This window comes from Escherichia sp. R1, assembly GCF_003000935.1.
GTDB classification, from domain to species: domain Bacteria; phylum Pseudomonadota; class Gammaproteobacteria; order Enterobacterales; family Enterobacteriaceae; genus Escherichia; species Escherichia coli.
The window spans coordinates 21,063-42,450 of the sequence record NZ_PSRU01000016.1; the positions used below are offsets into that span (position 1 = coordinate 21,063).

Annotated in this window: 19 protein-coding genes and 1 pseudogene; 12 read left to right on the top strand and 8 right to left on the bottom strand. The window is 50.2% G+C overall.

All coding sequences use genetic code 11. The features are described 5' to 3' along the window. Positions 1–13: 13 nt before the first annotated feature. The 3 genes from yjgL to C4F37_RS18545 form a co-directional block, all read right to left on the bottom strand. Complete coding sequence (gene yjgL / locus C4F37_RS18535) at positions 14–1,804, bottom strand: protein YjgL (RefSeq protein ID WP_001540564.1); 1,791 nt, start codon at positions 1,802–1,804, stop codon at positions 14–16. A gap of 122 nt (positions 1,805–1,926) precedes the next feature. Next, entirely contained in the window at positions 1,927–2,379 is a 453-nt protein-coding gene (tabA, locus tag C4F37_RS18540) for a toxin-antitoxin biofilm protein TabA (RefSeq protein ID WP_000583467.1), read from the bottom strand. 144 nt (positions 2,380–2,523) lie between these two features. Next, complete coding sequence (locus tag C4F37_RS18545) at positions 2,524–3,117, bottom strand: TetR/AcrR family transcriptional regulator (RefSeq protein ID WP_000256663.1); 594 nt, start codon at positions 3,115–3,117, stop codon at positions 2,524–2,526. A 70-nt stretch (positions 3,118–3,187) separates the two neighbouring features. On the opposite strand from C4F37_RS18545, the gene bdcA reads away from it, so the two are divergent. From bdcA to ridA, 6 genes are all read left to right on the top strand, one after another. Continuing rightward, positions 3,188–3,901 carry an SDR family oxidoreductase gene (bdcA, locus tag C4F37_RS18550; protein ID WP_000500712.1) on the top strand — a complete coding sequence of 238 codons (714 nt, stop codon included), beginning with the start codon at positions 3,188–3,190 and terminating at the stop codon, positions 3,899–3,901. Between the two features lie 130 nt (positions 3,902–4,031). Further along, positions 4,032–4,427 carry a RidA family protein gene (locus C4F37_RS18555; protein WP_000230261.1) on the top strand — a complete coding sequence of 132 codons (396 nt, stop codon included), beginning with the start codon at positions 4,032–4,034 and terminating at the stop codon, positions 4,425–4,427. 281 nt (positions 4,428–4,708) lie between these two features. Then, a complete protein-coding gene (pyrL, locus tag C4F37_RS18560; protein ID WP_001296693.1) occupies positions 4,709–4,843 on the top strand; it encodes a pyr operon leader peptide in 135 nt (44 codons plus the stop codon). 3 nt (positions 4,844–4,846) lie between these two features. After that, complete coding sequence (gene pyrB, locus C4F37_RS18565) at positions 4,847–5,782, top strand: aspartate carbamoyltransferase (protein ID WP_000013046.1); 936 nt, start codon at positions 4,847–4,849, stop codon at positions 5,780–5,782. Between the two features lie 12 nt (positions 5,783–5,794). After that, positions 5,795–6,256, top strand: coding sequence for an aspartate carbamoyltransferase regulatory subunit (pyrI, locus tag C4F37_RS18570; RefSeq protein WP_000148581.1), 462 nt, complete (start codon positions 5,795–5,797; stop codon positions 6,254–6,256). Positions 6,257–6,328: 72 nt separating this feature from the next. Continuing rightward, positions 6,329–6,715, top strand: a complete 387-nt coding sequence (ridA, locus tag C4F37_RS18575) for a 2-iminobutanoate/2-iminopropanoate deaminase (protein ID WP_000047539.1) — start codon at positions 6,329–6,331, stop codon at positions 6,713–6,715. A gap of 205 nt (positions 6,716–6,920) precedes the next feature. On the opposite strand, the gene mgtA is transcribed toward ridA, so the two are convergent. Together mgtA and mgtL are read right to left on the bottom strand one after the other, a co-directional pair. Beyond that, the gene (mgtA, locus tag C4F37_RS18580) at positions 6,921–9,617 is read right to left on the bottom strand and encodes a magnesium-translocating P-type ATPase (RefSeq protein ID WP_000471900.1); all 2,697 of its coding nucleotides are present in this window, start codon (positions 9,615–9,617) and stop codon (positions 6,921–6,923) included. Between the two features lie 140 nt (positions 9,618–9,757). Beyond that, positions 9,758–9,811, bottom strand: a complete 54-nt coding sequence (gene mgtL / locus C4F37_RS18585) for a mgtA regulatory leader peptide MgtL (RefSeq protein WP_001387276.1) — start codon at positions 9,809–9,811, stop codon at positions 9,758–9,760. 181 nt (positions 9,812–9,992) lie between these two features. On the opposite strand from mgtL, the pseudogene treR reads away from it, so the two are divergent. The 5 genes and pseudogenes from treR to nrdG all read left to right on the top strand — a co-directional run. Continuing rightward, positions 9,993–10,943, top strand: a pseudogene (gene treR / locus C4F37_RS18590) (trehalose operon repressor TreR); the annotation flags it as partial. 118 nt (positions 10,944–11,061) lie between these two features. After that, positions 11,062–12,483, top strand: a complete 1,422-nt coding sequence (gene treB / locus C4F37_RS18595; RefSeq protein ID WP_001299664.1) for a PTS trehalose transporter subunit IIBC — start codon at positions 11,062–11,064, stop codon at positions 12,481–12,483. Between the two features lie 49 nt (positions 12,484–12,532). After that, positions 12,533–14,188: an alpha,alpha-phosphotrehalase gene (treC, locus tag C4F37_RS18600; protein ID WP_001311336.1), complete on the top strand. Its 1,656-nt coding sequence runs from the start codon at positions 12,533–12,535 to the stop codon at positions 14,186–14,188. 393 nt (positions 14,189–14,581) lie between these two features. Beyond that, complete coding sequence (nrdD, locus tag C4F37_RS18605; RefSeq protein ID WP_000187778.1) at positions 14,582–16,720, top strand: anaerobic ribonucleoside-triphosphate reductase; 2,139 nt, start codon at positions 14,582–14,584, stop codon at positions 16,718–16,720. A gap of 157 nt (positions 16,721–16,877) precedes the next feature. Beyond that, a complete protein-coding gene (gene nrdG, locus C4F37_RS18610) occupies positions 16,878–17,342 on the top strand; it encodes an anaerobic ribonucleoside-triphosphate reductase-activating protein (RefSeq protein ID WP_001106222.1) in 465 nt (154 codons plus the stop codon). A 44-nt stretch (positions 17,343–17,386) separates the two neighbouring features. Here nrdG and cybC read toward each other — a convergent pair whose 3' ends face one another. Both cybC and pmbA read right to left on the bottom strand, forming a co-directional pair. Beyond that, entirely contained in the window at positions 17,387–17,773 is a 387-nt protein-coding gene (gene cybC / locus C4F37_RS18615) for a cytochrome b562 (RefSeq protein WP_001232240.1), read from the bottom strand. A 55-nt stretch (positions 17,774–17,828) separates the two neighbouring features. Beyond that, positions 17,829–19,181, bottom strand: a complete 1,353-nt coding sequence (gene pmbA, locus C4F37_RS18620) for a metalloprotease PmbA (RefSeq protein WP_001162162.1) — start codon at positions 19,179–19,181, stop codon at positions 17,829–17,831. Between the two features lie 93 nt (positions 19,182–19,274). Between pmbA and yjgA the strand changes: the two genes are divergently transcribed. Continuing rightward, positions 19,275–19,826 carry a ribosome biogenesis factor YjgA gene (gene yjgA / locus C4F37_RS18625; RefSeq protein ID WP_000166271.1) on the top strand — a complete coding sequence of 184 codons (552 nt, stop codon included), beginning with the start codon at positions 19,275–19,277 and terminating at the stop codon, positions 19,824–19,826. Positions 19,827–19,981: 155 nt separating this feature from the next. Here the strand turns inward: yjgA and mpl are convergent, their stop codons facing one another. After that, positions 19,982–21,355 carry a UDP-N-acetylmuramate:L-alanyl-gamma-D-glutamyl-meso-diaminopimelate ligase gene (gene mpl, locus C4F37_RS18630; RefSeq protein ID WP_001219817.1) on the bottom strand — a complete coding sequence of 458 codons (1,374 nt, stop codon included), beginning with the start codon at positions 21,353–21,355 and terminating at the stop codon, positions 19,982–19,984. Positions 21,356–21,388: the final 33 nt, after the last annotated feature.

The following is a 21,388-nucleotide window of genomic DNA, read 5'->3' on the forward strand; positions in this document are numbered from 1 at the left end:
GCATTACATTATTTTATGCAGTGATAGGTTTATTATTCCACCCAAATTTTTCTATTGCTATACGTAAATTTTCCGGTGGATTTAGTTTATTTAAACGCTGTTCATTAATATATGGTAATACATTAACTCTCGATTTCAAGATAGTTTGCATCATTCTAAACCTAAGTTTTAATTCATTATTAATTTTTTCATTAATAACATCATTTGGTTGATTTTTCATAATCTCATCATTAGACTCTTTATTATTAAAATCATACCCCAACTTATCAAAATAAATCTTTTCACCCTCATAGGTATTAAGTAACTGAGGGAAATACCAATTAATCATCTCAGGATTTTTCATAAAAAAATCCTTCAGAAAAATATCATTTACTAAAATGCTGACAGGCACTTTATTAAATACAGACTCAACATTATTAAATATCCTTTGTATTAAATATGTTTTTTCTCGATTGCTTAAGTTAAAATCATTGACATATACAACCAACTTATTCCAAATCAACCCCTGTAATTCAGGGCTATTTTTATAGGGTTCTTTATCGAGATTGAAAAATAATGCCTCAGCTATTTTAGACTGATCGCTGCGAAGATTAATATGATTTATTACGGAGCATGCATGCTTTATCTTTTTTGTATCATCAGAATATTGCATGCTTTTATTAAAGCACCACTCCAGTATTCTTACATCATAAATATATGGGAATTTTAAAAAAGTCTCCAGCATCGAATCGATGACCGGTGTAAGGTTAACCTTTGCATCATCTAAGGAATCAATAAGAATATGAGACAGGTTAATCATGATGTCATTAATTTCATTGTTACCTTTTTTGTGATTATCAATTCCGTGATCATTTGATTCGTAGAGCTTATCTATTTCTTCAAGTATACCATTTTCGCCCAGTAAGTATGAAATCGATTCACTACATACATGAGGCATTAATAGCAGATGTTCGTTCCTTATTGCTAATAAGGCATTATTCAATGGTTTTTCTAATAAATCCGCAATCGTAGAATCAACTGAACCTTTACAACTCACCTGCGAATTATTTAAGTCCTGCGAGTTATTTAACTCCTGAGAATCATTTAAATCCTGAGAATCATTTAAATCCTGAGAATCATTTAAATCCTGCGAATCATTTAACTCCTGCGAATTATTTAACTCCTGCGAATTATTTAACTCCTGTATATTATTTAACTTCTGTAGATTATTTAACTTCTGTAGATTATTTAACTTCTGATGATTATTTAATAGACGCGCTATTTCCTTGTTAGCTTCGCGTTGGTAACACGCCAGAATCTTGTTAGTAATCAGGTGTAATGAACTATCATCTTTTCTTTCAAAAGACTTCCCTTCATAACGATTAGTCGAACCATCAGATTGTTTAAATATAATGACTGTATGTCCTTCACGAATCCCTTTAGTAGAAACTGAGGCAAGTGTAATTTCTATCTTCACCTTAGATAAATCCGCTCGCTCCCCTTCAGGATTATTCATGTAAAACTTCATTTTTTCATTGCCATCAGTATCTTTAGAATAAGATGAGGACTCAATATGAGCCATCATATTTCTACCCGCTTCGTTGGAGCGTTTGCTAAAATCCACATAACCCAAGGTAAATATCTTTGCCAAAAACTCCAAAAATGCTCTAGGAGAAAGAATATTGCTTCTGCTATTCTGCCCCCCGGCAATTCGGGCAAAATCATTCATTCCCACATACCAGGTATCTAAGACTTCATTTTTTTGTTTAAAATTGTCGGCTAATGTAATGTGTTGAGAATAATTCAAATCTGATATTTTGCTCATGACGAACTCCTTGAGTTAATAAGAACGTCTAAGCATTACAAATTTTACTCACAAAAAAATATCAAAAAACGCTCTTTTCACAAACTCGCCGTAAACCTGGAGTTATTTACGGCGAAAAGTCATCACGCCATCAGCATCTTCACTACTGCTTTGCGAACCCGGGCTGGCGCGCCCACTGCGCACAGCGGTTTATGCACTTCCCCCGGATAAAACACAACAAAATCACCTTCATTAAGGATAACTGTTTTCTCATCAACGCCTTCCGGCAAAAATGCGATGTCTTTATCAGCTAACCAGTCGGTATCCGGGGTGCCTGCAGGTTGCGTGCTGAAGGTCATGCCTTCCTGACCTTTTAACACAATCTGAATGTCGAGATAGCGGGCATGGTACTCCGCACGGCGAGCTTCGTGCGGCTCGGTCATATCTTCCGAGATAAGATAAAACAGACGATTGCCTTCGATATCGTGCTTGCCCTTTGGCGTTTCTGCCGTAACGTGTGCTTTGATATGCTCAATCGCCTGGCGTAACTCCTGGGGTAGCCACGGCTGAAGATTATGAATATTTCCGATGATCATCTTTTCCACTCCTTAATTAAAACAACGTTTCATTTCTATCGTTATACGAAAAGATGATCAATTCCGCTAGCCTTAACGCGTGAATTATTGTCTTATCACAACTTATCGGCAGGCGCGTTCCCGCCTTTCGGGTCAAGGCCCGCATCACTCCTTGAGAATAGTTTTTATCGCTTCCCCCGCCAGTGCAGCTGTTGCACAGAGTTGTTCGATGGAGTGCCCCTCCCGTGCCTTCGCAGAAAGCCCTGACATCACGGTACTCATAAAATCAGTCACACATTGTGCGCTTTGTGGATGCCGCCTGGCGATATAGTCATAAATGGCCGTTTCTGCGGCGTGATAATATTGAACGGCAATATCACGCGCTTGTGGATCATGACTATGAATGCCTTCAAGAACCATACAGCCAGCGCAGCCGCCGTTTTGGCTATATCTGCGCGCCGCTTCTTTTAATACCTCAGCCAGGCACTCCCCTACCGGACGATCATCACGAAGAATATCGGCAAGCGGAATAGCTTCCGTACCGACATATTCATTGAGTACACGGCTAAATAACCCAGCCTTATTGCCAAAAGCCGCGTAGAGGCTCGGGGGGTTAATACCAAGATAATCAGTAACTTCAGCAACACTGACAGCATCGAAACCTTTTTGGTGAAAAAGCACTTTTGCCGCAGAGACTGCCTGCTCAGGAGCGAAACGTCTGGGACGACCTGGAACGCGAGATTGTTTTTTAGTGACCATTACAAAACTTATTGACAGAAAGTTAAAACAGTTTTGTAATGCATGTTACATAATAAATCAAGGAGTCCTTATGGGCGCTTTTACAGGTAAGACAGTTCTCATCCTCGGTGGTAGCCGTGGAATCGGTGCCGCTATCGTACGTCGTTTCGTCACCGATGGGGCCAATGTACGATTCACCTATGCGGGGTCGAAAGATGCCGCTGAACGCCTGGCACAAGAGACTGGAGCGACAGCAGTATTCACAGATAGTGCTGACAGAGACGCTGTCATTGATGTCGTTCGTAAGAGCGGCGCATTGGATATCCTGGTGGTAAATGCAGGTATTGGCGTCTTTGGCGATGCCCTGGAATTGAATGCCGACGATATTGATCGCCTTTTCAAAATCAATATTCATGCTCCTTATCATGCCTCTGTTGAAGCCGCCCGGCAGATGCCCGAAGGCGGGCGCATCTTAATCATCGGCTCCGTGAATGGCGATCGTATGCCTGTTGCAGGCATGGCTGCTTATGCCGCCAGTAAATCTGCCCTGCAAGGCATGGCGCGCGGGCTGGCCCGTGATTTCGGACCGCGTGGGATCACCATCAACGTCGTCCAGCCAGGGCCAATTGATACCGACGCTAATCCCGCCAACGGGCCAATGCGCGATATGTTGCATAGTTTTATGGCTATCAAAAGACATGGGCAACCGGAAGAGGTCGCTGGTATGGTCGCATGGTTAGCAGGGCCAGAAGCCAGTTTTGTTACCGGCGCGATGCATACCATTGATGGCGCGTTTGGCGCATAACCGACTACGCTCAATTAAGCCCAGCCATTTCCCATGATGTCTGGGTTTTGTTTACTCACGTCGTCCGCTAAAAGCGGCTCCTGGTAAATATAAATCTTCTGTTCATGTCGTAAATCTTGAGGATAACCAAATGGTAGAAAGAACCGCTGTTTTCCTTGCTGGCCGACATTCACTGTATGCTGAACATCGTTATTCTGCGGCTATTCGTTCCGGCGATTTGCTGTTTGTTTCCGGGCAAGTAGGAAGTCGAGAGGACGGAACACCAGAACCCGATTTTCAGCAACAAGTCAGACTGGCATTTGATAATTTGCATGCGACCCTGGCAGCTGCGGGATGCACTTTTGACGATATCATTGATGTTACGAGCTTTCATACCGATCCAGAAAAACAATTTGAAGACATCATGACGGTGAAAAATGAAATATTTAGCGCGCCACCTTATCCAACCTGGACGGCGGTGGGCGTTACATGGCTGGCAGGCTTTGATTTTGAAATTAAAGTGATAGCGCGCATCCCTGAGCTGTAAGCAATAGTGTTAGCCGTTCGTTTTCACACTCCGCCCTATAAGTCGGATGAATGGAATAAAATGCATATCTGATTGCGTGAAAGTGAAAAAGAAAAAAGCAGGAAATGTCTGCAATTATTGATACCGAACGACAGTTCCCCCTCCAGAATCACAGTAAATAAAAATGCATATATTTTGACTTTAAATTCAAATAAACCGTTTGCGCTGACAAAATATTGCATCAAATGCTTGCACCGCTTCTGACGATGAGTATAATGCCGGACAATTTGCCGGGAGGATGTATGGTTCAGTGTGTTCGACATTTTGTCTTACCGCGTCTGAAAAAAGACGCTGGCCTGCCGTTTTTCTTCCCGTTGATCACCCATTCCCAGCCCCTCAATCGAGGGGCTTTTTTTTGCCCAGGCGTCAGGAGATAAAAGATGGCTAATCCGCTATATCAGAAACATATCATTTCCATAAACGACCTTAGTCGCGATGACCTTAATCTGGTGCTGGCAACAGCGGCGAAACTGAAAGCAAACCCGCAACCAGAGCTGTTGAAGCACAAAGTCATTGCCAGCTGTTTCTTCGAAGCCTCTACCCGTACCCGCCTCTCTTTCGAAACTTCCATGCACCGCCTGGGTGCCAGCGTGGTGGGCTTCTCCGACAGCGCCAATACATCACTGGGTAAAAAGGGCGAAACGCTGGCCGATACCATTTCGGTTATCAGCACTTACGTCGATGCGATAGTGATGCGTCATCCGCAGGAAGGTGCGGCGCGCCTGGCCACCGAGTTTTCCGGCAATGTACCGGTACTGAATGCCGGTGATGGCTCCAACCAACATCCGACGCAAACCTTGCTGGACTTATTCACTATTCAGGAAACCCAGGGGCGTCTGGACAATCTCCACGTCGCAATGGTTGGTGACCTGAAATATGGCCGCACCGTTCACTCCCTGACTCAGGCGTTAGCGAAGTTCGACGGCAACCGTTTTTACTTCATCGCGCCGGACGCGCTGGCAATGCCGCAATACATTCTGGATATGCTCGATGAAAAAGGGATCGCATGGAGTCTGCACAGCTCTATTGAAGAAGTGATGGCGGAAGTTGACATCCTGTACATGACCCGCGTGCAAAAAGAGCGTCTGGACCCGTCCGAGTACGCCAACGTGAAAGCGCAGTTTGTTCTTCGCGCCAGCGATCTCCACAACGCCAAAGCCAATATGAAAGTACTGCATCCGCTGCCGCGTGTTGATGAGATTGCGACGGATGTTGATAAAACGCCACACGCCTGGTACTTCCAGCAGGCAGGCAACGGGATTTTCGCTCGCCAGGCGTTACTGGCACTGGTTCTGAATCGCGATCTGGTACTGTAAGGGGAAATAGAGATGACACACGATAATAAATTGCAGGTTGAAGCTATTAAACGCGGCACGGTAATTGACCATATCCCCGCCCAGATCGGTTTTAAGCTGTTGAGTCTGTTCAAGCTGACCGAAACGGATCAGCGCATCACCATCGGTCTGAACTTGCCTTCTGGCGAGATGGGCCGCAAAGATCTGATCAAAATCGAAAATACCTTTTTGAGTGAAGACCAGGTAGATCAACTGGCATTGTATGCGCCGCAAGCCACGGTTAACCGTATCGACAACTATGAAGTGGTGGGTAAATCGCGCCCAAGTCTGCCGGAGCGCATCGACAATGTGCTGGTCTGCCCGAACAGCAACTGTATCAGCCATGCCGAACCGGTTTCTTCCAGCTTTGCCGTGCGAAAACGCGCCAATGACATCGCGCTCAAATGCAAATACTGTGAAAAAGAGTTTTCCCATAATGTGGTGCTGGCCAATTAATTGCGGTTGGTAATAAAAGTCTGGCTCCCTATAATGAGCCAGACTTTTTACCGCTGTAATAAAGGAGAAATCATGAGCAAAACTATCGCGACGGAAAATGCACCGGCAGCTATCGGCCCTTACGTACAGGGCGTTGATCTGGGCAATATGATCATCACCTCCGGTCAGATCCCGGTAAATCCGAAAACGGGCGAAGTACCGGCAGACGTCGCTGCACAGGCACGTCAGTCGCTGGATAACGTAAAAGCGATCGTCGAAGCCGCTGGTCTGAAAGTGGGCGACATCGTTAAAACTACCGTGTTTGTAAAAGATCTGAACGACTTCGCAACCGTAAACGCCACTTACGAAGCCTTCTTCACCGAACACAACGCCACCTTCCCGGCACGTTCTTGCGTTGAAGTTGCCCGTCTGCCGAAAGACGTGAAGATTGAGATCGAAGCGATCGCTGTTCGTCGCTAATCTTGATGGAAATCCGGGCTATCATGCCCGGATTAAGTCTGATGACAAACGCAAAATCGCCTGATGCGCTACGCTTATCAGGCCTACGTGATTCCTGCAATTTATTGAATTTGTTGGCCGGATAAGGCATTTACGCCGCATCCGGCATGAACAAAACTCACTTTGTCTGCAATCTGAATCCGGGTCACCATGCCCAGTTGATTCTTTATTGCCAGCCGTAACGACGGCTATAGAACCCTTTCACCAACTGGGTTAATGTCATATACCCTGCCAGAATCGCAACCAGCCACGGGAAATAGCTTAACGGCAGCGCCTGCAGCTGCAGATAGCTGGCCAGCGGTGAAAACGGCAATGCGATACCGACAATCATCACGATCACGGTCATGATCATTAACGGCCACGATGCACAGCTCTGAATAAACGGCACACGGCGGGTGCGGATCATATGCACAATCAGCGTTTGCGACAGTAAGCCCACCACAAACCATCCCGACTGGAAGAGCGTTTGCGTTTCCGGCGTGTTGGCATGGAATACCCACCACATCAGGCAAAACGTCAGAATATCGAAGATCGAGCTGATCGGTCCGAAGAAGATCATAAAGCGCCCCAGATCCGCCGGATTCCAACGCTGCGGCTTTTGAATTTGCTCGTCGTCGACGTTATCAAACGGGATCGCCACCTGTGACACATCGTACAGCAGGTTCTGAATAAGCAAGTGTAACGGCAACATCGGCAGGAAGGGCAAGAAAGCACTCGCTACCAGCACGCTGAACACATTACCGAAGTTAGAGCTCGCCGTCATTTTGATGTATTTCAGCATGTTGGCGAAAGTGCGTCGTCCCTCAATAACCCCCTCTTCCAGCACCATCAGGCTTTTTTCCAGCAGGATGATATCAGCCGCTTCACGGGCAATATCTACCGCGCCGTCCACAGAAATGCCGATATCCGCAGCGCGTAAGGCGGGCGCATCATTAATACCATCGCCCATAAAGCCAACCACATGCCCTTCGCGCTTCAGTAAGGTCACAATGCGTTCTTTATGCATCGGCGTCAGGCGGGCAAACAGCGTGGTGCGCTGTGCAAGATTTGCCAGTTCGTCGTCAGATAGCGTTTCAATATCACTACCAATGACCACCTCTCCCGCGTCCAGCCCCACTTCATGGCACACTTTCGTTGCAACTAACTCACTGTCGCCAGTAAGGATTTTTACGGTAATTCCACTCGCTTTTAATGCCTTCAGTGCCGGAGCGGTTGTCTCTTTTGGCGGATCAAGAAAAGCAATATATCCTTCGAGGATCAGGTCGGATTCATCCGCCCGCTGGTAATCTCCTTCACGCGCTGGCAGGTATTTCGTCGCCACCGCAACCACGCGCAGCCCCTGACGATTCAGCGTATCAGTAACCCGCTTAATCTTACGCAGCATGATGTCATCGAGCGGCACAATCTCGCCATTGTGACGCACCTGCGAACACACATTGAGGATTTCCTGCAATGCACCTTTGCAAACCAGCTGATGGTGCTCGGTATTTTCTGCCACTACCACCGACATCCGGCGACGCTCGAAATCAAACGGAATCTCATCGATTTTTTGCCAACGACTGGCCAGCGAGCGCGCTGACTCTTCATCCGTACCTTCGAGCACCGCTGTATCGAGCAGGTTTTTAAGTCCGGTCTGATAATGACTGTTCAACCACGCGCTATGCAGCACGCGTTCGCTGGTTTTACCGGAGATATCGGTATGATTCTCCAGCACAATTTTATCCTGTGTCAGGGTGCCGGTTTTATCAGTGCACAGAATATCCATTGCGCCAAAGTTCTGAATAGCATCCAGATGTTTGACGATCACTTTCTGTTTCGACAGCTTTACTGCGCCGCGCGCCAGCGTCGAGGTAACAATCATCGGCAACATTTCCGGCGTTAGGCCTACCGCGACCGAAAGCGCAAACAGCGCCGCTTCCCACCAGTCGCCTTTGGTGTAGCCATTGATTAACAGCACCACCGGTGCCATCACCAGCATAAAGCGAATCAGCAGCATACTGACGCGGCTGATCCCTTGCTGAAAGGCATTCGGCTCGCTTTCCTGCTCACTAACACGCCCCGCCAGTTGACCAAACCAGGTATTGGCACCTGTAGCAATCACCATTGCTTGTGCCGTGCCGCTCACCACGGTGGTGCCCATAAAACACAGCGTGTCGCACTCCAGCGGATTGCTGTGCTCCGGCTGGCGAGTGGTAGCGGCTTTTTCCACGGGCAGAGACTCACCGGTTAACGACGCCTGAGCGACGAACAGATCCCGCGCCTGCAAGATACGTAAATCTGCCGGGATCATATCTCCCGCCGCCAGTTTTATAATATCGCCGGGCACCAGCTGGTCGATCGGGATCTCCAGCCAGCCATTTTCGCCTTTGTCGTTAATTACGCGCAGCACCGTCGCGGTATTGCTGACCATCGCTTTCAGGGCATCTGCCGCTTTAGTGGAACGTGCTTCCTGAATAAAGTTCAGCAACGTTGAAATAGCGACCATTAGCGCGATAACGCCCGCGGCAAATAAATCTTCCGTGGCGTAAGAAATAGCGCCGAGAATGGTGAGTAAAATATTAAAGGGGTTGCGATAGCAGACCCATAAATGTACCCACCACGGCGACGGTTGTTGTGCGGGTAATTTATTTTCACCATGTTGTTCGCGGGCAGATTCCACTTCCGCCTGATGTAACCCTTCCGGATGGGTGTCGAACGTTTTCCACAATTCTTCTTCGGGCATCACCGCCATTTTCAGGCAATGCGCACTTAAGGACGGCGGGACCACCGTATTCACTGTCTGCTGCACGCCAGGCAATGGATCACGATGAACCAGACGGGAAGGTAAATGGCGAGTGAGCCGGGTAAAAATTTCTTTAAACATAAGGAGTCCCTCCGCACTGTCTGAAACAGTACAGAAATGTCTTCAGGCGTGGCGAAGCCTTACCTGAAGGTAATAAAGCTGAGCAGGGACGTTAAAACGTCACGGCCTTACGCATCCGGTAACGCCGTGAAAAGACGGGCTTACCGGAAAAGTTTTAATCTCCGTCGAGGGAGAGGCGTGGGATCAGGTTCCATATAACCTCCGGTAAGTGAAAAAAGCGCCGCAAATAATAAGGAGAATCCAATAATATTCGTAGCATTTATGGCGATATAATACCTGCAGGCAACTAAACCAACGATAAACCAGACTTTACCCATTGCTGAATGCACGGGTAAAGTTAGCCTCAAATAATTAAACAACACGTTACGGGACAACAGGATGCAAAATCGGCTGACCATCAAAGACATCGCGCGCTTAAGCGGCGTGGGGAAATCTACGGTTTCCCGGGTGCTGAATAACGAAAGCGGCGTGAGCCAGCGCACGCGCGAGCGTGTTGAAGCAGTGATGAATCAGCATGGATTTTCCCCTTCCCGTTCTGCACGCGCTATGCGTGGGCAAAGCGATAAAGTGGTCGCCATCATTGTCACCCGTCTGGATTCGTTGTCAGAAAATCTCGCCGTTCAAACCATGCTGCCAGCGTTCTATGAACAAGGTTACGATCCAATCATGATGGAAAGTCAGTTTTCCCCGCAATTAGTTGCCGAACATTTGGGGGTGCTGAAACGGCGTAATATCGACGGCGTAGTGCTGTTCGGTTTTACCGGCATAACAGAAGAAATGTTAGCCCACTGGCAGTCATCGCTGGTTCTGCTGGCGCGTGACGCAAAAGGCTTTGCTTCGGTCTGTTATGACGACGAAGGGGCAATCAAGATCCTGATGCAACGGCTGTATGACCAGGGGCATCGCAATATCAGTTATCTCGGCGTGCCGCATAGTGACGTGACGACCGGGAAGCGACGTCACGAAGCCTACCTGGCGTTCTGCAAAGCGCATAAACTGCATCCCGTTGCCGCCCTGCCAGGCCTTGCTATGAAGCAAGGCTATGAGAACGTAGCAAAAGTGATTACGCCTGAAACTACCGCCTTACTGTGCGCAACCGACACGCTGGCACTTGGCGCAAGTAAATACCTGCAAGAGCAACGCATCGACACCTTGCAACTGGCGAGCGTCGGTAATACGCCATTAATGAAATTCCTTCATCCGGAGATCGTCACCGTAGATCCTGGTTACGCCGAAGCTGGACGCCAGGCGGCCTGCCAGTTGATCGCGCAGGTAACCGGACGCAGCGAACCGCAACAAATCATCATCCCCGCCACCCTGTCCTGATCGTTTCCTGAACGATAAATTGTGATCTTCGCTGCGTTTCGGGAACGTTCCCGTTTTTAAATTTTTCCGCGCAATATATTCTGCAGCCAACCAAAAATGTCATCTGCCATGGGGCTTTATGATGAGCAAAATAAACCAAACGGATATCGATCGGTTGATTGAACTGGTCGGCGGGCGCGGCAATATTGCGACGGTGAGCCACTGTATTACTCGCCTGCGCTTTGTCCTCAACCAACCGGCCAATGCCAGACCGAAAGAAATTGAGCAACTCCCCATGGTGAAAGGCTGTTTCACCAATGCCGGGCAATTTCAGGTGGTGATTGGCACCAACGTGGGTGATTACTATCAAGCACTGATAGCGTCAACCGGACAGGCGCAGGTTGATAAAGAGCAGGTAAAAAAAGCCGCCCGGCAGAATATGAAATGGCATGAGCAGTTGATCTCTCATTTCGCGGAGATCTTCTTCCCGTTGCTGCCCGCGTTGATTAGCGGCGGTTTGATCCTCGGTTTTCGCAATGTGATCGGCGATTTGCCCATGAGCAACGGTCAAACGCTGGCGCAAATGTACCCTTCCCTGCAAACGATCTACGATTTTCTGTGGTTGATCGGTGAAGCGATCTTCTTCTACCTGCCGGTCGGGATTTGCTGGTCGGCGGTGAAAAAAATGGGCGGCACGCCGATCCTTGGTATCGTACTTGGCGTGACACTGGTTTCCCCCCAGCTGATGAACGCTTATCTGCTCGGGCAGCAGCTGCCGGAAGTGTGGGACTTTGGCATGTTCAGCATCGCCAAAGTGGGCTATCAGGCGCAGGTGATCCCGGCACTGTTAGCCGGGCTGGCGCTGGGCGTTATTGAAACTCGCCTTAAACGCATCGTGCCAGATTACCTCTATCTGGTGGTGGTGCCCGTCTGTTCGCTGATCCTCGCGGTGTTCCTCGCCCATGCGCTGATTGGTCCGTTTGGTCGCATGATTGGCGATGGCGTTGCCTTTGCGGTACGTCACCTGATGACCGGCAGCTTTGCTCCGATTGGCGCGGCATTGTTTGGCTTCCTGTACGCCCCGCTGGTGATCACCGGGGTACACCAGACCACGCTTGCTATTGATTTGCAGATGATTCAAAGCATGGGTGGTACGCCAGTGTGGCCGCTGATTGCGCTGTCGAATATCGCTCAGGGCTCCGCCGTGATAGGCATTATCATTTCCAGCCGCAAGCACAATGAACGCGAGATCTCCGTTCCTGCCGCTATCTCCGCCTGGCTTGGGGTCACTGAGCCTGCAATGTACGGCATCAACCTGAAATATCGCTTCCCGATGCTGTGCGCGATGATTGGTTCTGGTCTGGCAGGATTGCTATGTGGCCTGAACGGCGTTATGGCGAATGGCATCGGCGTAGGCGGCCTGCCGGGAATTCTCTCGATTCAACCGAGCTACTGGCAGGTGTTTGCGCTGGCAATGGCTATCGCCATCATCATCCCGATTGTACTCACCTCGTTTATCTATCAGCGGAAATACCGCCTGGGCACGCTGGACATTGTTTAATTTTCTTCGGGGCGCAATTGCGCCCCCTCGCATTTGCAGGAATAACGTAATGACTAATCTTCCCCACTGGTGGCAAAACGGCGTTATCTACCAGATTTATCCAAAGAGTTTTCAGGACACCACGGGTAGCGGCACCGGCGATTTACGTGGCGTTATCCAACGCCTGGACTATCTGCATAAACTGGGCGTTGATGCCATCTGGCTAACCCCCTTTTATGTCTCTCCGCAGGTCGATAACGGTTACGATGTAGCGAACTATACGGCGATTGATCCCACCTACGGCACGCTGGACGATTTTGACGAACTGGTGACGCAGGCAAAATCGCGTGGGATTCGTATCATTCTCGATATGGTGTTTAACCATACCTCTACCCAACATGCCTGGTTTCGCGAGGCGCTGAACAAAGAAAGCCCTTACCGCCAGTTTTATATCTGGCGCGATGGCGAACCAGAAACGCCACCGAACAACTGGCGTTCAAAATTTGGCGGTAGTGCGTGGCGCTGGCATGCGGAAAGCGAACAGTACTATTTGCATCTCTTTGCACCAGAACAGGCGGATCTCAACTGGGAGAATCCAGCGGTACGCGCAGAGCTGAAAAAAGTCTGTGAGTTCTGGGCCGATCGTGGGGTCGACGGGTTGCGCCTGGATGTGGTGAATCTGATCTCCAAAGACCCGCGTTTCCCTGAAGACCTGGACGGCGACGGGCGTCGCTTCTACACCGACGGGCCACGAGCACACGAGTTTTTGCACGAGATGAACCGCGATGTGTTTACGCCACGCGGGTTAATGACCGTAGGTGAAATGTCCTCCACCAGCCTTGAGCATTGCCAGCGATACGCGGCACTGACAGGCAGTGAATTATCGATGACCTTTAATTTTCATCACCTGAAGGTCGATTATCCCGGTGGTGAAAAATGGACGCTGGCTAAACCTGACTTTGTGGCGTTGAAAACATTGTTCCGCCACTGGCAACAAGGAATGCACAACGTAGCATGGAATGCCTTGTTCTGGTGTAACCACGATCAGCCGCGCATTGTTTCTCGCTTTGGTGATGAAGGTGAATACCGCGTGCCTGCGGCAAAAATGCTGGCGATGGTGCTGCATGGCATGCAGGGAACGCCGTATATCTACCAGGGCGAAGAGATTGGCATGACCAACCCACATTTCACGCGCATTACTGACTATCGCGACGTGGAGAGCCTCAATATGTTTGCCGAGCTGCGCAACGATGGGCGTGATGCCGACGAGTTATTGGCAATCCTCGCCAGTAAATCCCGTGACAACAGTCGCACGCCCATGCAATGGAGCAACGGCGATAATGCCGGGTTTACGGCTGGCGAACCGTGGATTGGCCTGGGCGATAACTATCAACAAATCAACGTAGAAGCCGCGCTGGCCGATGATTCCTCGGTGTTTTACACCTACCAAAAGTTAATCGCACTGCGTAAGCAAGAAGCCATCCTGACATGGGGCAATTACCAGGATCTGCTGCCAAACAGCCCTGTATTGTGGTGCTATCGCCGTGAATGGAAGGGGCAAACCTTGCTGGTCATTGCCAACCTTAGCCGTGAGATCCAACCCTGGCAGCCAGGGAAAATGCGCGGCAACTGGCAACTTGTGATGCATAACTACGAAGAAGCCTCACCACAACCCTGTGCCATGACTTTACGGCCTTTTGAGGCTGTCTGGTGGTTACAGAAGTAAATCTTCCCTAAGCCCCGGTAATGCCGGTCATTCCGGGGTTTTGTCTGTCAGTATGTTGTTTTTGTTGATTTTTCAACCAGAAAATTCATTAAAAAATTTACATATCGCTGTAGCGCCCGTCATCCGTACGCTCTGCTTTTTACTTTGAGCTACATCAAAAAAAGTTAAAACATCCTTGATGCAAAGCACTATATATAGACTTTAAAATGCGTCCCAACCCAATATGTTGTATTAATCGACTATAATTGCTACTACAGCTCCCCACGAAAAAGGTGCGGCGTTGTGGATAAGCGGATGGCGATTGCGGAAAGCACCGGAAAACGAAACGAAAAAACCGGAAAACGCCTTTCCCAATTTCTGTGGATAACCTGTTCTTAAAAATATGGAGCGATCATGACACCGCATGTGATGAAACGAGACGGCTGCAAAGTGCCGTTTAAATCAGAGCGCATCAAAGAAGCGATTCTGCGTGCAGCTAAAGCAGCGGAAGTCGATGATGCCGATTATTGCGCCACTGTTGCCGCGGTTGTCAGCGAGCAGATGCAGGGCCGCAACCAGGTGGATATCAACGAGATCCAGACCGCAGTTGAAAACCAGCTGATGTCGGGTCCATACAAACAACTGGCTCGTGCTTACATCGAGTACCGTCACGATCGCGACATTGAACGTGAAAAACGCGGTCGCCTGAACCAGGAGATCCGTGGTCTGGTCGAGCAGACCAACGCCTCGTTACTCAACGAAAACGCCAACAAAGACAGCAAGGTGATTCCAACCCAGCGCGACCTGCTGGCCGGGATCGTGGCTAAACACTATGCACGCCAGCACCTGCTGCCGCGTGACGTGGTGCAGGCACATGAGCGTGGCGATATTCACTATCACGATCTCGATTACTCGCCGTTCTTCCCGATGTTCAACTGCATGTTGATCGACCTGAAAGGCATGCTGACCCAGGGCTTTAAAATGGGGAACGCCGAGATTGAACCGCCGAAGTCGATCTCTACGGCAACCGCGGTAACTGCGCAGATTATTGCTCAGGTCGCCAGCCATATTTATGGCGGCACCACCATTAACCGTATCGATGAAGTGCTGGCGCCGTTTGTTACCGCCAGCTACAACAAACATCGCAAGACCGCAGAAGAGTGGAACATCCCGGACGCCGAAGGCTACGCTAACTCTCGTACCATCAAAGAGTGCTACGATGCCTTCCAGTCGCTGGAGTACGAAGTAAACACCCTGCACACCGCCAACGGTCAGACGCCGTTTGTAACCTTTGGTTTTGGTCTGGGCACCAGCTGGGAATCGCGCCTGATTCAGGAATCGATCCTGCGTAACCGTATCGCAGGCCTCGGTAAAAACCGTAAAACTGCGGTGTTCCCGAAACTGGTGTTTGCGATTCGCGATGGCCTGAACCATAAAAAAGGCGATCCGAACTACGACATCAAACAGCTGGCGCTGGAGTGCGCAAGCAAGCGCATGTATCCGGATATCCTGAACTACGATCAGGTAGTGAAAGTCACCGGTTCGTTTAAAACCCCGATGGGCTGCCGCAGCTTCCTCGGCGTGTGGGAAAATGAAAACGGCGAGCAGATCCACGATGGTCGTAACAACCTCGGCGTGATCAGCCTGAACCTGCCGCGTATTGCTCTGGAAGCAAAAGGCGATGAAGCCACCTTCTGGAAGCTGCTGGATGAACGTCTGGTGCTGGCACGTAAGGCACTGATGACCCGTATCGCTCGTCTCGAAGGCGTGAAAGCGCGCGTCGCCCCGATCCTCTATATGGAAGGTGCTTGTGGCGTACGTCTGAATGCTGACGATGATGTTTCTGAAATCTTCAAAAACGGTCGTGCGTCTATTTCGCTGGGTTACATCGGCATCCACGAAACCATTAACGCGCTGTTCGGCGGCGAGCATGTTTACGACAACGAGCAGCTTCGCGCGAAAGGTATCGCCATTGTTGAACGTCTGCGTCAGGCAGTGGATCAGTGGAAAGAAGAAACGGGTTATGGTTTCAGTCTCTACAGCACGCCGAGTGAAAACCTGTGCGACCGCTTCTGCCGTCTCGATACTGCTGAGTTTGGCGTGGTGCCGGGCGTGACCGATAAAGGTTACTACACCAACAGTTTCCACCTTGATGTGGAGAAGAAGGTGAACCCGTACGACAAGATCGACTTTGAAGCGCCTTACCCGCCGCTGGCGAACGGTGGTTTCATTTGCTACGGCGAGTATCCAAACATTCAGCACAACCTGAAAGCGCTGGAAGATGTCTGGGATTACAGCTATCAGCATGTACCGTATTACGGCACCAATACACCGATTGATGAGTGCTACGAGTGTGGCTTTACCGGTGAGTTCGAGTGCACCAGCAAAGGCTTCACTTGCCCGAAATGTGGTAACCATGACGCCTCCCGTGTGTCGGTAACTCGCCGCGTGTGCGGATATTTAGGTAGCCCGGATGCACGTCCGTTTAACGCTGGTAAGCAGGAAGAAGTTAAGCGCCGCGTTAAACATTTGGGGAATGGGCAGATAGGTTAATCTTCACTCTGCGCTAAGCAAATGCCGGATGCGGCGTAAACGCCTTATCCGGCCTACATTTGGCAACTGCTCCAGGCCTGATAAGACGCGACAGCGTCGCATCAGGCATTGATTACCGGATGCAGCCTACACGCGGACTGATAAGCCAAGCGAAATAATGAATTATCATCAGTACTATCCTGTCGACATCGTCAACGGCCCCGGCACTCGCTGCACCCTGTTTGTCTCCGGGTGTGTTCATGAATGCCCCGGTTGCTATAACAAAAGCACATGGCGGGTAAATTCTGGTCAGCCATTTACCAAAGCAATGGAAGACAAGATCATTAAAGATCTGAATGACACTCGTATCAAACGCCAGGGGATTTCCCTCTCCGGCGGCGATCCGCTGCATCCGCAAAACGTGCCGGATATTCTGAAACTGGTAAAACGCATCCGCGCCGAGTGTCCGGGTAAAGACATCTGGGTGTGGACAGGCTATAAACTCGACGAACTCAACGCTGCGCAAATGCAGGTTGTTGATTTGATTAACGTGCTGGTCGACGGCAAATTTGTGCAGGATTTAAAAGACCCTTCCCTGATCTGGCGCGGCAGCAGCAATCAGGTGGTGCATCATTTGCGATGATAAGTTCCCTGTTACCTGAGTGCAGGCAACAGGGAAATGAGGAATTAACGATACTTCTGGTGATAGGCGTTGCGGGTCGTTTTCAGTTGCTCTGCAGCAGCCTGCGCTTCTTTTACTTTACCTTCATTTGCCAGCTTCAGCGCGTCGTCAATCTGACCGACCAGAATGTCGAAACCGTGGCGGAAATCTTTCATTTCCGGGCTGTCCGGTGATTTATCTTCGAGCTTCGGCGGCGTTGCTTTTTGCGCATCCAGCGCTGCGGCGCGCATCTTCGTTAACGCGTCTTTGACTTGCGCCGCGTTATCCGCTTTTTCGATCACTTTTAAATTGTCGTTGAGGGTTTCCATATTGTCTTCAAGATCAGCGGCAAACGACGCAGAACTGAATACCAACGAGGAGACTGCAAGAATAGCTAACAGGCTTTTACGCATTGCTCACTTCCTTTTTTATTATGAAGATTTGGCGCGGCAGGTCGCGCCAGTTTTTTTACTGCCCGGCGATTTTCATCTCCGGCAACAGCACTGAACCACACTGTATATTACTGCGTGTTTCAATATCGTTACCGACGGTGACAATATTGCGCCACATATCTTTTAAATTACCTGCGATGGTGATTTCACTAACGGGATACTGAATTTCGCCATTCTCTACCCAGAAGCCCGCAGCACCACGGGAATAATCACCGGTAATGGCACTCACGCCCTGGCCCATCAGCTCCGTCACCACCAGCCCGGTGCCCATCTCTTTGAGCATTTGTTCGAAGCTTAGCCCTTGTCCGGCAATCCGCCAGTTGTGAATACCGCCCGCATGTCCGGTGCTTTTCAGCCCCAGTTTTCGCGCCGAATAGCTGGTCAGCAGCCACTGAGTCAGGATGCCATCTTTAATAATATCGCGACGCTCGGTGCGCACACCTTCGCTGTCGAATGGCGTCGACGCCAGCCCTTTCAGCAGATGCGGATGCTCTTCAATGGTCAGCCAGTCCGGCAGAATTTGTTTACCCAGCGAATCCAGCAGGAAGGTAGATTTACGATAAACCGATCCACCCGCTATCGCCCCCACCAGATGCCCAAAAAGCCCAGTTGCCACTTCATTGGCAAAAATGACTGGCGCTTTCATGGTGGAGAGTTTACGCGGTGACAGGCGCGATAAAGTACGGCGAGCACAGTCGGCCCCAACCCACTCTGGCGTTTGCAGATCGCTCATCGCGCGCCCAATGGTGTAGGCGTAATCACGCTCCATATCGCCATTTTCTTCGGCAATTACACAGCTGGAGAGCGAATGACGCGTTGAGCAGTAACCCTGCAACATGCCGTGGCTGTTGCCAAAAACTTTGACACCGTAGTGGCTGTTAAAGCTGCCACCTTCGGTATTGGTGATACGTTTATCCGCCTGTAATGCTGCCTGTTCTGCGCGGGCCGCCAGTTCAATGGCTTCATCCGGGGAAACTTCCGCAGGGTGGAACAAGTCGAGATCTGGTGCGTCAAAGGCCAGCAGCTCTTTGTCTGCCAGGCCGGCACAGGGATCTGGCGAGGTATAACGGGCAATATCCAGCGCCGCCTGTACAGTACGGGCAATGGCCTGCGGGCTTAAATCGGTGGATGATGCGCTACCTTTGCGGTTCTGGTGATAAACAGTGATCCCCAGCGCGCCATCGCTATTGAATTCAACATTCTCCACTTCACCATAACGCGTGCTTACGCTAATGCCGGTGGTCTTGCTGACGGCAACTTCCGCACCGTCCGATTTGCCTGAGGCCAACTCCAGCGCAGTGGAAACTGCTTCTTCCAGAATCTTGCGCTGCGCTTCAACTTGAGAGATTACTTTCATTGCAAGTGCCATAATGTAGAGAGTTTCTCTGAAGTCTAACAGAGAACCGTTTTTCAGTGCGCATCTTAACTGGTAACATTAGCCTCTTTTTTTAAGGAGCCTGAGATGACTAAGCAGCCCGAAGACTGGCTCGACGACGTTCCCGGTGATGACATCGAAGACGAAGACGATGAAATTATCTGGGTCAGTAAAAGTGAAATTAAACGTGATGCCGAGGAGCTAAAACGCCTTGGCGCGGAAATTGTTGATCTGGGGAAAAACGCGCTGGATAAGATCCCGTTAGATGCGGATCTGCGCGCGGCTATTGAGCTCGCCCAGCGTATTAAGATGGAAGGTCGCCGCCGCCAGTTGCAGCTTATCGGTAAGATGCTGCGCCAGCGCGACGTAGAGCCTATTCGTCAGGCGCTGGATAAGCTAAAAAACCGTCACAACCAGCAGGTGGTGCTGTTCCATAAACTGGAAAATCTGCGCGATCGTCTGATCGACCAGGGTGATGACGCCATCGCTGAAGTATTGAATCTGTGGCCCGATGCCGATCGTCAGCAACTGCGTACTCTGATCCGCAACGCGAAGAAAGAGAAAGAAGGGAATAAGCCGCCGAAATCCGCACGCCAGATTTTCCAGTATCTGCGCAAACTGGCGGAGAATGAAGGGTAATTTTCGTTGTTGATGTGAGTATGGTTTGCCGGATGCGGTGCACCTGTAGGCCTGATAAGACGCATCAAGCGTCGCATCAGGCACTATGCTCAAATGCCGGATGCGGCGTGAACGCCTTATCCGGCCTACGCACACTATATCAGGCTGAGGCCGAATTACTGCGCAGCTTCCGCCTTCTTCGCCAGACCATCCAGCAGTTTCTGATGGATCCCACCAAAACCGCCGTTGCTCATCACCAGAATATGGTCGCCAGGCTGAGCGGTTTTCACCACCATATCTGCCAGCGTATCCACATCGCCACTCCAGTGTGCAGGCTGAACGCAGGCTTCTGCCACTTCTGCCACCTGCCACGGAATATGCGCCGGTTGCAGCAGGAAGACTTCATCGGCACGACCTAATGAAGGTGCCAGATCGTCTTTGCAGATCCCCATTTTCATGGTATTCGAGCGCGGTTCCAGCACAGCAATAATGCGCGCCGTACCACCAACTTTGCCACGCAGCGCCGCCAGCGTTGCCAGAATCGCCGTCGGGTGATGGGCAAAATCGTCATATACCGTGACGCCATTCGCTTCACCACGCAACTCCAGACGGCGACGAGCATTAATAAACGAACCCAGCGCGTTAGCGGCATCTACCGGCGCTACACCAACATGGCGAGCCGCTGCAATCGCCATCAGGCCATTGTGCATATTATGTTCGCCTACCAGCGACCATTTCACTTCGCCCACTTTTTCGCCATCCAGCAAAACTTCCCATTCGGAAGCATCGGTGGTCAGCTTTTTCGCCTGCCAGTGACCCTGCTCACCCACCAGCTCCTGCTCGCTCCAGCAGCCCATCGCCATGGTCTGTTTCAGGTTGATGTCATTTTCCGGCCAGATAATACGGCCCTGCCCCGGAACGATACGCACCAGATGGTGGAACTGTTTCTGGATCGCTTTCAGGTCGTCAAAGATATCGGCGTGATCGAACTCAAGGTTGTTGAGGATCAGCGTACGCGGGCAGTAATGGACAAATTTAGAGCGTTTGTCGAAGAAGGCGCAGTCGTACTCATCCGCTTCGATAACAAAGAAGTCGCTTTCGCCCAGACGCGCCGAAACCTCAAAGTTCCCCGGCACACCGCCGATCACAAATCCCGGTTTGTAACCACACTGTTCCAGAATCCAGGTCGCCATTCCCGCGGTGGTGGTTTTGCCGTGTGTACCGGCAACGGCCAGCACCCAGCGGTCGCGCAGCACAAAATCGTGCAGCCACTGTGGACCTGACATATAAGGGATGTTTTTTTCCAGTACCGCTTCCACACACGGATTTCCACGGGTCATGGCGTTGCCAATAATCACCAGATCCGGCTGCGGCTCGAGCTGGCTGGCATCGTAACCCTGAATCAGCTCAATGCCTTGCTTCTCAAGTAAGGTGCTCATCGGCGGATACACATTGGCGTCCGAACCCGTTACTTCATGGCCTAACTGGCGCGCCAGCATCGCCAGACCGCCCATAAATGTGCCACAAATTCCTAAAATATGAATGCGCATACGTCACTATCCTTTTTTAATCTGCCGCTCATT